This window comes from Nocardioides sp. OK12 (genome assembly GCF_024341885.1).
Taxonomy (GTDB): domain Bacteria; phylum Actinomycetota; class Actinomycetes; order Propionibacteriales; family Nocardioidaceae; genus Nocardioides; species Nocardioides marinisabuli.
Genome location: NZ_BNET01000001.1, coordinates 602,118 through 614,188, shown reverse-complemented (window position 1 = coordinate 614,188; position 12,071 = coordinate 602,118). Strand labels below are relative to the sequence as shown.

The following is a 12,071-nucleotide window of genomic DNA, read 5'->3' as shown; positions in this document are numbered from 1 at the left end:
GGCGGGCGGGAATCGTCAGGGCGCCCTCGGCGCTCTCCTGACATGACAACACTCGCACTCATCGGCAGCGGCAACATCGGCAGCGGCGTGGCCCGCCTGGCGGTCGCCGCCGGCCACGACGTGGTCCTCAGCAACTCGCGCGGGCCCGAGACCCTCACCGACCTGGTGGCCGAGCTGGGCCCCCGGGCCCGGGCCGCCACCGCCCAGGAGGCGGCGGAGGCCGGCGACGTCGTCGTCGTCACCGTCCCCCTCAAGGCCGTGCCCTCGCTCCCCGCCGAGGCGCTGGCCGGGCGGCTGGTGCTCGACACCAGCAACTACTACCCCCAGCGCGACGGCAACGTCGCCGAGCTGGACGACCGCAGCACCACGACCAGCGCCTGGGTCCAGCAGCACCTCCCCGAGGCCCGCGTCGTGAAGGTCTTCAACAACATCTTCTACGGCCACCTGCCCGAGCTGGCCCGTCCGACCGGGTCGCCGGAGCGCTCGGCGCTGCCGATCGCCGGTGACGACGAGGCCGCGCTGCGCGAGGCCACCGCGTTCCTCGACACGCTGGGCTACGACACGGTCGTGGCCGGCGGCCTCGCCGACAGCTGGCGCTTCGAGCCGGGCACCCCGGCCTACGGCGCGGTCTACTTCGACCCCGAGGCCGACGCCTCGGCCGCCAAGCCCGGCCAGGCCGTCGGCATGCCGCCGTCCTCGCCGACCCCGGCGCAGGACGTGCGCCGGGTGCTCGACGCAGCCCGCAACGAGGGCCCCGTCGGCGGCTGAGCAGCCCCCTGGTGGTCGGCCCGGTCTCAGGCCGGGCCGACCACCGCGAGGACCTCAGGCCGGGCGAAGACCTCGGCGGCCACGTCGCGCACCTGCTCGAGGGTGACGGCGTCGATGCGCCGCAGCACCTCCTCGATGCCCAGCAGCTCGGTGTGCACCAGCTCGGCCTTGCCGATGCGCGCCATCCGCGAGCCGGAGTCCTCCAGGCCCAGGACCAGCCCACCGCGCAGCTGGCCCTGACCGCGTCCCAGCTCCTCCTCGGTGATGCCCTCGGCCGCCACCTTGGCCAGCTCGCCGCGGACCACCTCGAGCACGGCGTCGAGCTTGCCGGGCAGGCAGCCGACACCGACGCCCACCAGGCCCGAGTCGGCGTGGTGGCCGGCGAAGGAGTAGACCGAGTAGGCCAGGCCCCGGACCTCGCGGACCTCCTGGAAGAGCCGGCTGGAGGTGCCCCCGCCGAGCGCGGTGTTGAGCACCCCGAGCGCGAAGCGGCGCGGGTCGTCACGGCGCAGCCCCTCCATCCCGAGCACCACGTTGACCTGCTCGAAGGGCCGGGTCTCGCTCGAGCGGCCGGGGGTCACCGGCACCGCCACGCCGCGGCCGGTCACCGGGACCGGCTCCTCGACCACGTCGAGGAAGCCACCGCGACCGAAGGCCGCCTCGACGAGGCGCACGACCTCGTCGTGGTCGACGTTGCCGGCCGCCGAGACCACCATCGTCGCGGGGCGGTAGTGCCGGCGGTAGAACCCGTGCACCTGCTCGCGGGTGAGCGCCCGGATGCTGGCCTCGGTGCCGGCGATCGAGCGGCCCAGGTCGGAGCTGGCACCGTAGGCCTGCTCGGCGAAGAGCTGGTGCACCACGTCGTCGGGGTCGTCGTCGTGCATGGCGATCTCGTCGAGGATGACCTCGCGCTCGGCCTCGACGTCGGCCGCCTCCAGCAGGCTGTCGGTCATCATGTCGCCGAGCACGTCCACGGCCAGCGGCAGGTCCTCGTCGAGGACCCGCGCGTGGAAGCAGGTGTACTCCTTGGCGGTGAAGGCGTTGAACTCACCGCCGACCGTGTCGAGCGCGATCGAGATGTCCAGCGCCGAGCGCGAGCCGGTGCCCTTGAAGAGCAGGTGCTCGAGGAAGTGCGAGCAGCCGTGCAGCGTGTCGTCCTCGTCGACCGAGCCCACGCCCACCCAGACCCCCACGGCCGCGGAGCGGACGCCGGGCATGTGCTCGGTGACCACCCGCAGGCCCGAGGGCAGCACGCTGCGGCGTACGCCGGGCGCGCCAGGCAGGTCCTCGGTGCGGGTGGCGCCGGCGGCGGTCGGCGCCGCGTGGTCCGGGGTGGTGCTCAGGTGCTGGGTGTGGCTCACGGGGTCCTCCTGGGGGAAAAAGCGGTCGACCCGCCCGAGGGACTCGGGCGGGTCGACCGGTGGAGCTGATCAGCGGGAGGTCACTCCTGCTCGGTGCTCTCCTCGGCCGCGTCCTCCGCGCCCTCCTCGAGCACCGGGACGAGCGAGAGCTTGCCGCGGTCGTCGATCTCGCCGATCTCGACCTGGAGCTTCTGCCCGACCGAGACGACGTCCTCGACGGAGTCGACGCGCTTGCCGCCGGCGAGGCCGCGCAGCTTGCTGATGTGCAGCAGCCCGTCCTTGCCCGGCATCAGCGAGACGAACGCACCGAAGTTCGTCGTCTTCACGACGGTGCCGAGGTAGCGCTCGCCGACCTCGGGCATCGTCGGGTTGGCGATCGCGTTGACGGCCGAGCGGGCCGCCTCGGCGGCCTCGCCGTTGGTGGCACCGATGTAGACGGTGCCGTCGTCCTCGATCGACAGCGTGGCGCCGGTGTCGTCCTGGATCTGGTTGATCACCTTGCCCTTGGGGCCGATGACCTCGCCGATCTTGTCCACGGGCACCTTGACGGTGATGATCCGCGGCGCGTGCAGCGACATCTCCTCGGGCTCGTCGATGGCCTCGGCCATCACGTCGAGGATCGCCAGGCGCGCGTCGCGGGCCTGGGTCAGCGCGGCGGCCAGCACCTCGGCGGGGATGCCGTCGAGCTTGGTGTCGAGCTGCAGGGCGGTGACGAACTCGCGGGTGCCGGCGACCTTGAAGTCCATGTCGCCGAACGCGTCCTCGGCACCGAGGATGTCGGTGAGCGCGACGTACTGGGTCTGGCCGTCGATCTCACCGGAGATCAGGCCCATCGCGATGCCGGCGACGGCGGCGCGCAGCGGGACACCCGCGTGCAGCAGCGACATCGTGGAGGCGCAGACCGAGCCCATCGAGGTGGAGCCGTTGGAGCCCATGGCCTCGGAGAGCTGGCGGATCGCGTAGGGGAACTCCTCGCGGCTGGGCAGCACCGGCAGCAGCGCGCGGCGCGCGAGCGCACCGTGGCCGACCTCGCGGCGCTTGGGCGAGCCCACGCGACCGGTCTCGCCGGTGGAGAACGGCGGGAAGACGTACTTGTGCATGTAGCGGCGCGACTTCTCCGGGGAGAGGGTGTCGAGCTGCTGCTCCATCTTGAGCATGTTGAGCGTGGTGACACCCAGGATCTGGGTCTCGCCGCGCTCGAAGAGCGCCGAGCCGTGCACGCGCGGGATCAGGCCGACCTCCGAGTGCAGCGGGCGGATGTCGGCGAGGCCACGGCCGTCGATGCGGACCTTGTCGCGCAGGACGCGCTCGCGCACGACCTCCTTGTTCAGCCCGCGGAACGCGGCGCCGATCTCCTTCTCGCGGCCCTCGAACTGACCGGCCAGCTTCTCGAGCAGCCCGGCCTTGAGCTCGTCGGTGCGCGCCTCGCGCTCCTGCTTGTCGCCGATGGTCATCGCGGCGGTCAGGTCGTCCTTGGCGGCCTTGGTGACGGCCTCGTAGACGTCGTCCTCGAAGTCGAGGAAGACCGGGAAGTCCTGGACCGGCTTGGCGGCCACGTTGGCCAGCTCGGCCTGGGCCTCGCACAGCTGCTTGATGAAGGGCTTCGCGGCGTCGAGGCCACTGGCCACGACCTCCTCGGTCGGCGCCTGGACGCCGCCCTGGATCAGGGTCCAGGCGTGCTCGGTGGCCTCGGCCTCGACCATCATGATGGCCACGTCGCCGGTGTCGGTGACCCGACCGGCCACGACCATGTCGAAGACGGCGTCCTCGAGCTGGCTGTGGGTCGGGAAGGCGACCCACTGGCCCTCGATCAGCGCCACGCGCACGCCGCCGACGGGGCCGGAGAACGGCAGGCCGGAGAGCTGGGTGGAGATCGAGGCCGCGTTGATCGCGAGCACGTCGTAGGGCTGGTCGGGGTCGAGCGCCATCACGGTGATGACGACCTGGACCTCGTTGCGCAGACCCTTCTTGAAGGTCGGGCGCAGCGGGCGGTCGATGAGGCGGCAGGTGAGGATGGCGTCCTCGCCCGGGCGACCCTCGCTGCGGAAGAACGAGCCGGGGATCTGGCCCGCGGCGTACATCCGCTCCTCGACGTCGATCGTCAGGGGGAAGAAGTCGAAGTGGTCCTTGGGGTGCTTGCCGGCGGTGGTCGCCGAGAGCAGCATCGTGTCGTCGTCGAGGTAGGCGGTGACCGAACCGGCCGCCTGGCGGGCCAGCAGCCCGGTCTCGAACTTGATGGTGCGGGTGCCGAACTTGCCGTTGTCGAGGACGGTCTCGACAGCGGAGATGACGGGCTCGGCCGTGTTGTTCTCAGTCAAAAGGGATCCTTGTCCTTCTCACGGAGCGATCCGCCGCGTCCCGCTGCGGGGCGGGGGGCGATGCCCAGGGCCCGCCGGTGGTGCGGGGGCCGGTCTTCGATCGAGGCCCGCAGACCGCTCGCTCGCGGTGCTGAGGGCCACTACCGAGGACCGGGCCGGTGCGCGCGGGTCGCTCCTGGTGTGGGTTCTTCAGTTGTGCAGGCCCGAGCCTAGTGCTCCGGGCCCGGAATGCGACGAAGCGGCTGCCCCTGTCGGGCAGCCGCTCCGCCCATCACGAGTGGTGCGAGGTCAGCGACGCAGACCGAGGCGCTCGATGATCGAGCGGTACCGGTTGATGTCGGACTTGTTCAGGTAGTTCAGCAGCCGGCGGCGCTGGCCCACCAGGAGCAGCAGGCCACGACGGCTGTGGTGGTCGTGCTTGTGCTGCTTGAGGTGCTCGGTGAGGTGGCTGATGCGGTGGCTCAGCAGCGCGATCTGGACCTCGGGCGAGCCGGTGTCGCCCTCGGCGACGGCGTACTCGGCAATGATCTTCTTCTTGGTCTCCGCGTCGGTACCGATCGACATGCGGGCTCCCTTCTCGCCCCTGCTGGGGCTCTCGCTGCGCGGCGCGCCGGGGCCTGTTCACCCGGGCACTCTTGGTCCGCGGCCGTTCTACGGCAACCGGGCAACAATAGCGACGAGCGGCGCCCAACCCGAAATCCCGGGTCGGACGCCGCTCGTGGCCGGCTCAGCGGGAGGTGCTCACACGTCGTGCTCGGTACGACGCTCGGTGACCGAGCCGTCGGCGTGCGTGGTCGTGGCGACCGTGCCCTTGCGACGGCCCGAGTTCAGCGTCACCGCGGACAGGATGATGACGCCGAGACCGACGATCGTGAGGATCCAGCCGATCATCTGGAGGTCGACGCCGTCGACGGCGTCCTGCACGGCCAGCGCCAGGATGAGGCCGACCGCCAGCAGGAAGGCTCCGAGTCCGTAACCCATGGTGTGTCCTTTCGTCGGTGGCGCCCGGTCAGGGGAGGGAGCGTGGGCGCCTCGGACCATGGTGTCCACCTGGTCCGCTCCCCAAACTCCTACGCACCGGTGGACCGGACCACCCCCACGCGGGTGGGCGCCGCTCAGGCCTCGCCGGGCTCGGCCCGCTCGGCCCGCAGCGCGAGGTAGACCGCCCGCACCCCCACGGCGCGCTCGAGCTCGCGGGTGACCCGCCCGAAGAACTGCTCGCGGTAGGTGTCGTCGGTGACGGTCGAGACCGCCAGGTAGAGCAGCGAGAACGCCGCCAGGAAGAGCGAGACCTTGCCCAGCGGCACCGACACCTGCACCAGGTAGGGCAGCTTGGTGATCTCGTCGACCGCCTGGCCGGTCCAGGCGGCCTGCACGTCGACGCCCATCGTCAGCGCCCCGAAGAGCAGGAAGAAGATCAGCACGCCACCGGCCATCAGCAGCACCTGCGCGGCCTGGATGACGACCATCGCGAGCACCAGGTTGGCGCGCTCGAAGCCGGTGACCGTCGCGTACGACGCCGGGTCGGCGTCGGGGTCGGCCACCAGGCGGGCGCACTCGGCCTCCAGCGGGGTGCCGGCGCAGGCGCGCACGAGGAAGGCGTCGTCGACCTCGTCGTCGACCTTGTCGACCTCCTCGGGCAGGCGCACGCCCAGGAACGCCACCGCGAGCACGGCGAAGAGCAGCACCACCAGCCACAGCGCGCCGGTCTCCAGCTCGGCGGCGAGCTGCCAGACCTCGGCGTTGATGAAGAGGAAGGTCACGAAGACCAGCAGCAGCGGCAGCGCCCGGGTGGCCAGCGGCAGCAGCGAGCGCAGCCCGGCCACGGTGCGCGCCAGCGCCCACGTCACGATCGGGCGCGCGTGCAGCACCGTCAGCGCGTAGACCACGGTGGCGGCGATGACCAGCGAGAGCACGACCGCCGGCGCGGCGCTCACCTGCCCGGTCACCCAGGCCAGCGCCGCCCCGCCCGCGGCGGCGACCAGCGCCACCAGCAGCAGGCGCGGCACGGTGCGGCGGGGCGAGAGCGCGGCCCTGGCCTCGGAGCGCTTCTCGGGCACGAAGTAGGACAGCCCGTTGGCCAGGAACCACGCGTCGGTGCGCTCGAGCGGGTCCTCGCCGCGGCCGTGGCGCCCGCGCAGCGGCAGCGAGGGACGCGAGGGCACCGGCTCAGGCCCCCGGTGCCGGGCGCAGCGCCTCGCGGGCGCGGTCCACGTCGTCGGCCATCTGCTCGAGCAGCTCCTCGACGGAGTCGAAGGCGACCATCCCGCGCAGCCGGTCGACGAAGCCGACCTCTACCTCGACGCCGTACAGGTCGAGGTCGGTGCGGTCGAGGACGTAGGTCTCGACGCGGCGCTCGCGCTCGCCGGCGAAGGTGGGGTTGGTGCCGACGCTGATCGCGCCGGGCAGGCTCTCCCCCGTGTCGAGGCGGCGCAGCCACCCGGCGTACACGCCGTCGGCCGGGGCCGCGCTGCGCGGGCCGACCGGCACGTTGGCGGTCGGGTAGCCCAGGTCCCGGCCGCGCTGGTCGCCGCGCACGACCTCGCCGCGCACGGCGTAGGGCCGGCCCAGGGCCTCCGCCGCCCCGGCGACGTCGCCGGCCGCCAGGCAGGTGCGCACGTAGGTGGAGGACCACACCTGCGGTCCCCCGTCGAGCTCGATGCCCTCGGCGTCCAGGTCACGGTCGGCGCCCAGCGCCACCAGGGTCCCCACGTCACCGGCGGCCCGGTGCCCGAAGCGGAAGTTGGCCCCCACGACGACGGCGGCGGCGCCCAGGCCGTCGACCAGCACCCGGTCGACGAACTCCTCGGGCGTCCAGGAGGCCACGTCGCGGTCGAAGGGCAGCGCCAGCACGGCGTCGGCGCCGGCCTCGGCCAGCAGCTCGGCCCGCGCCTCGAGCGTGGTCAGCGAGGTGGGGGCGTGCTCGGGGCGCAGCACGGCCATCGGGTGCGGGTCGAAGGTGACGACCACCAGGGTCAGGCCGCGGTCGTCGGCGACCCGCCGGGCCCGGGCCAGCACCTGGCGGTGGCCCAGGTGGACGCCGTCGAAGTTGCCGATGGTGACGACGGTGCGGGCCAGGTCGGCGGGCACGTCGTCCAGGGAACGCCAGAGCTGCACGGTCACGACCCTATCCCCGGCTCAACCCTGCACGAACACCGCGACCGGGCGCGCCCGGCCCTCGCGCGGCTCGTAGAGCGCCAGGAACTCACCGTCGGGGTCGAAGACCCCCGTCATCTCCTCGAGCGGGACGTCGATCGGGCGGCCGACACGTACGTCGCGCGCCTGCTGCTCGTCGAGGTCGAGGCTCGCGAACGCGGCCCGGGCGGCGGTGGCCAGCGGCAGCACCGCGAAGTCGTCGGCCAGGTCGTCGAGGGTGCGGGCCACGTCGAGGTCGTAGGGGCCCACCGCGGTGCGGCGCAGCGCGGTGAGGTGGCCGCCGGTGCCCAGCGCGGCGCCGGCGTCGCGGGCGACCGCGCGCACGTAGGTGCCCGAGGAGCAGCGCATCGAGATGTCGACGTCGAGCACCTCGACCGGCTCCCCCGCGGCGTCGGCGGCCGTGGCGGGACGCACCTGGTGCACGACGAGCTCGTGGATGGTGACCGGGCGCGCCTTCAGCTCGACCTGCTCGCCGTCGCGGACCCGCTGGTAGGCGCGCCTGCCGTCGACCTTGATCGCCGAGACGGCCGTGGGGACCTGCTCGATGTCGCCCACGAAGCCGGCGAGCACCTCGCGCACGGCCCGCTCCTCCACGCCCGCGGCACCGACGGCCGAGAGGGTCTCGCCCTCGGCGTCGTCGGTGCCGGTCGCGACGCCGAGCCGCACCGTGGCGTCGTACGCCTTCTCGGTGAGCATCAGGTGGCCCAGCAGCCGGGTGGCCCGGTCGACCCCGAGCACCAGCACACCGGTGGCCATCGGGTCGAGGGTGCCGGCGTGGCCGACCTTGCGGGTCCCGGCCAGCCGGCGCACCCGCGAGACCACGTCGTGGGAGGTGATCCCCGCGGGCTTGTCGACGACGACCAGCCCGGGGGTCACCGGGGCGGAGGGCCTCACGCCTCGGGCTCGTCCTCGCCCTCGGACTCCTCGGAGTCCTCGCGGGGCTTCTTGTAGGGGTCGGCCTCGCCGGCGTACGCCGCGCCGCGCTGGGCGGCGACGGCCTCGTCCTGGGCACGGGCCCGCGCCAGCACCTCGTCGAGCTGGCGCGCGGTCTCGGGCAGCGCGTCGTGGATGAACTCCAGCGTCGGGGCCAGGCGCATGCCGAGCTGCTTGGCGACCTCGGAGCGCAGCAGCCCCTTGGCCGACTCGAGCGCGGCCGCGGTCGCGGCCAGCTGGGCCTCCTCGTCGTCAGCGGCACCGGGGCCACCGACGCCGAGCACGGTGTAGAAGACGCTGGCGTGCTGGGTGTCGCCGGTGACACGCACGTCGGTGACGGTCACGAAGCCGAGCCGCGGGTCCTTGACGCGGCGCTCGAGCATCTCGGCGACGATCACCTGGATCCGGTCGGCGATCTTGCGCACCCGGGGGTTGGTCATGTTCCTACCTTACGAACGTGGGGGTGTGAGTCGAGCGGCGCCCGCCCCCACGAGGTGGGGACGGGCGCCGGTTGCTGCTGTGCTGCCCTCGGGCAGCGGTGGAGCCGCGATCAGCTGCGCGGGATCTCCTTCATCTCGAACGCCTCCACGACATCGCCTTCCTTGATGTCCTGGAAGTTCTTGAGCACCAGACCGCACTCGAAGCCCTCGCGGACCTCCGAGGCGTCGTCCTTCTCCCGCTTGAGCGAGGCCAGGTCGAGGTTGTCGGCCACGACGTTGCCGTCGCGGATGACGCGGACCTTGGCGTTGCGGCGGATCAGGCCGCTGGTGACCATGCAGCCGGCGATGTTGCCGATCTTGGAGGAGCGGAAGATCGCGCGGATCTCCGCCTGACCCAGGGTCGACTCCTCGTAGATGGGCTTGAGCATGCCCTTGAGGGCCGCCTCGATCTCCTCGATCGCCTGGTAGATGACCGAGTAGTAGCGGATCTCGACACCCTCCTTGTCGGCCATCTCGGTCGCCTTGCCCTGGGGCCGGACGTTGAACCCGATGATGATCGCGTCGGAGGCGGCGGCCAGGTCGACGTTGGTCTCGGTGATCGCACCGACACCGCGGTCGATGACGCGCAGGCTGACCTCGTCACCCACGTCGAGCGCCGACAGGGCGTCCTCGAGGGCCTCGACCGAACCGGACACGTCGCCCTTGAGGATGAGGTTGAGCTCCTGGCTCTCGCCCTTCTCCATGGAGGCCATGAAGTCCTCGAGCGTGCGGCGGACACGGCGCTTGGCCTGCATGGCCGCCCGCTCGCGCGCCTCGCGCTTCTCGGCGATCTGGCGGGCCATCCGGTCGTCGTCGACGACGAGGAAGTTCTGGCCGGCACCCGGGGTGGCGGTCAGGCCCAGGACCATCGCGGGACGCGACGGGTCGGCCTCGTCGATGCTCTCGCCGTGCTCGTCGAGCATGGCGCGCACGCGGCCGTAGGCCGGGCCCGCCACGATCGAGTCGCCCACGCGCAGCGTGCCGCGCTGGACCAGGATCGTGGCGACCGGACCGCGACCGCGGTCCAGGTGCGCCTCGATGACCAGGCCCTGTGCGTCCTGCTCGGGGTTGGCCCGCAGGTCGAGGGAGGCGTCGGCGGTCAGCACGACGGCCTCGAGCAGCTTGTCGAGGTTGAGCTCGGACTTGGCCGAGACGTCGACGAACATCGCGTCGCCGCCGTACTCCTCGGGCACCAGGCCGTACTCGGAGAGCTGGCCACGGACCTTGGTCGGGTCCGCGCTCTCCTTGTCGATCTTGTTGACCGCGACCACGATCGGCACACCGGCCGCCTTGGCGTGGTTGAGCGCCTCGATCGTCTGGGGCATCACGCCGTCGTCGGCCGCGACCACGAGGATCGCGATGTCGGTGGCCTGGGCACCACGGGCACGCATCGAGGTGAACGCCTCGTGACCCGGGGTGTCGATGAAGGTGATGCGACGCTCGGCGCCGTCGACGTCGGTGGTGACCTGGTAGGCACCGATGTGCTGGGTGATGCCACCGGCCTCCTTGTCGACGACGTTGGCGCTGCGCAGCGCGTCGAGGAGCTTGGTCTTTCCGTGGTCGACGTGACCCATGACGGTGACGACCGGGGGCCGCACCATCAGGTCGTCCTCGTCGCCCTCGTCCTCACCGAACTCGAGGTCGAAGGACTCGAGCAGCTCGCGGTCCTCGTCCTCGGGCGAGACGACCTGCACGACGTAGTTGAGCTCCTCGCCGAGCAGCTCGAGCGTCGCGTCGTTGACCGACTCGGTCGAGGTGACCATCTCTCCGAGGTGGAAGAGCATCTGCACGAGCTGGGCGGCGTCGACGCCGACCTTCTCGGCGAAGTCGGTCAGCGAGGCGCCTCGCGCCAGGCGGACGACCTCGCCGTTGCCCTTGCGGACGCGCATGCCGCCCAGGGTCGGGGCCTCCATGGCCTCGAACTCCTGACGACGCGCCCGCTTCGACTTGCGACCGCGGCGCGAGGGACCGCCGGGACGGCCGAACGCACCCTGGGTCTGGCCACGCTGGCCGGGACGACCGCCACCGGGACGGCCACCGCCGCCGGGGCGACCTGCGAACCCGCCGGGGGCGCCACCGGGACGACCCGGGGCTCCGCCACCGGGGCCCGGACGACCGCCGCCACGACCACCGGGGCCGGGACGACCGGCGCCGGGGGCGGGACGACCGCCGGGGCCCGAGCCGAACGCGGCCGGGGACTTGGGCATCATCGCCGGGTTGGGGCGCGGCATGCCGGAGCGCCCGGGGGCGCCGCCGTCACGACCGGCCGGCGGGCGCGGCGGGCGCTGGTCGCCGGCACCGGCTCCGGCACCGGGGCCGGGAGCAGCGGGGCCGCGCTCGCCACCGGGGGCCGGGGAGGGCTTGCGGCCCATGCCCTGGCTGGAGGAGAACGGGTTGTTGCCCGGACGGGGGGTGCCGGGGCGACCGACCGGACGCGGGGCCGGCTTGCCGGCCTCGCCGCCGTCGGACTTGGCGGCGGGAGCCTGGGGCTCGGCCTTCGGGGCCGGCTTGGCGGCCGGACGCGGCGCGGGCTTGGGGCCCGGACGCGGGGCGGACGCGGCAGGCGCGGCGGGTGCCTCGGGGGCGGCGGGCGCCTCGGGGGCGGCCGGTGCCTCAGCGGCGGCGGGCGCCTCGGCGGCAGCCGGCGCAGCAGGGGCCTCGGGGGCCGCGGGGGCCTCCGGGGTCTCGGCGGCGGGCTTGGGCGCCTTCGGGCCGGGCCGGGGGCCGGGCTTGGCCGCCGGGGCGGCGCTGGCGGGAGCGGGCGCCGAGGGAGCCTCGGTCTTCAGCTTCTCGCCGTACTCCTTGCGGAAACGCATCTCCGCAGGGAGCTCCACGGTGGAGCTCGCCGACTTGACGAACTCCCCCATCTCCTTGAACTTCTCGAGAACGAACTTGCTCTCGACGCCGAACTCCTTGGCGAGCTCGTGTACGCGGGTCTTGGCCACAATTCTCCTTCTGGCCCCAGACCCGGGTCACGGGCGTTCCTGGGGACCGTTAGTGGTGGTGCAAACTCATCGGGAAGAACTCATCGAGTGCTCATGAGCTGCTGCTCCAGT

Annotated in this window: 10 protein-coding genes; 1 reads left to right on the top strand and 9 read right to left on the bottom strand. The window is 72.8% G+C overall.

Features of this window, described 5'->3' with window-relative positions; translation table 11 throughout:
* Positions 1–42: 42 nt before the first annotated feature.
* The gene (locus tag OCU29_RS03020; RefSeq protein ID WP_261818731.1) at positions 43–768 is read left to right on the top strand and encodes an NADPH-dependent F420 reductase; all 726 of its coding nucleotides are present in this window, start codon (positions 43–45) and stop codon (positions 766–768) included.
* 26 nt (positions 769–794) lie between these two features.
* Here the strand turns inward: OCU29_RS03020 and OCU29_RS03015 are convergent, their stop codons facing one another.
* The 9 genes from OCU29_RS03015 to infB all read right to left on the bottom strand — a co-directional run bounded on the left by OCU29_RS03015 (position 795) and on the right by infB (position 11,960).
* Positions 795–2,129, bottom strand: coding sequence for a pitrilysin family protein (locus OCU29_RS03015; protein ID WP_306799000.1), 1,335 nt, complete (start codon positions 2,127–2,129; stop codon positions 795–797).
* An 80-nt stretch (positions 2,130–2,209) separates the two neighbouring features.
* Positions 2,210–4,447: a polyribonucleotide nucleotidyltransferase gene (locus tag OCU29_RS03010; protein ID WP_261818730.1), complete on the bottom strand. Its 2,238-nt coding sequence runs from the start codon at positions 4,445–4,447 to the stop codon at positions 2,210–2,212.
* 288 nt (positions 4,448–4,735) lie between these two features.
* The gene (gene rpsO, locus OCU29_RS03005; protein ID WP_179616027.1) at positions 4,736–5,011 is read right to left on the bottom strand and encodes a 30S ribosomal protein S15; all 276 of its coding nucleotides are present in this window, start codon (positions 5,009–5,011) and stop codon (positions 4,736–4,738) included.
* Positions 5,012–5,188: 177 nt separating this feature from the next.
* Positions 5,189–5,428 carry a DUF6458 family protein gene (locus tag OCU29_RS03000; RefSeq protein WP_179616026.1) on the bottom strand — a complete coding sequence of 80 codons (240 nt, stop codon included), beginning with the start codon at positions 5,426–5,428 and terminating at the stop codon, positions 5,189–5,191.
* A gap of 134 nt (positions 5,429–5,562) precedes the next feature.
* On the bottom strand, positions 5,563–6,612 hold the full coding sequence (locus OCU29_RS02995; RefSeq protein ID WP_261818729.1) for a hypothetical protein: 1,050 nt from the start codon (positions 6,610–6,612) through the stop codon (positions 5,563–5,565).
* Between the two features lie 4 nt (positions 6,613–6,616).
* The gene (locus OCU29_RS02990; RefSeq protein WP_261818911.1) at positions 6,617–7,564 is read right to left on the bottom strand and encodes a bifunctional riboflavin kinase/FAD synthetase; all 948 of its coding nucleotides are present in this window, start codon (positions 7,562–7,564) and stop codon (positions 6,617–6,619) included.
* Positions 7,565–7,585: 21 nt separating this feature from the next.
* Positions 7,586–8,497: a tRNA pseudouridine(55) synthase TruB gene (gene truB / locus OCU29_RS02985; RefSeq protein WP_261818728.1), complete on the bottom strand. Its 912-nt coding sequence runs from the start codon at positions 8,495–8,497 to the stop codon at positions 7,586–7,588.
* Complete coding sequence (rbfA, locus tag OCU29_RS02980; protein WP_261818727.1) at positions 8,494–8,976, bottom strand: 30S ribosome-binding factor RbfA; 483 nt, start codon at positions 8,974–8,976, stop codon at positions 8,494–8,496. Before rbfA ends, truB begins: the two co-directional genes overlap by 4 nt.
* Before the next feature lie 110 nt (positions 8,977–9,086).
* Complete coding sequence (infB, locus tag OCU29_RS02975; protein ID WP_179616017.1) at positions 9,087–11,960, bottom strand: translation initiation factor IF-2; 2,874 nt, start codon at positions 11,958–11,960, stop codon at positions 9,087–9,089.
* Positions 11,961–12,071: the final 111 nt, after the last annotated feature.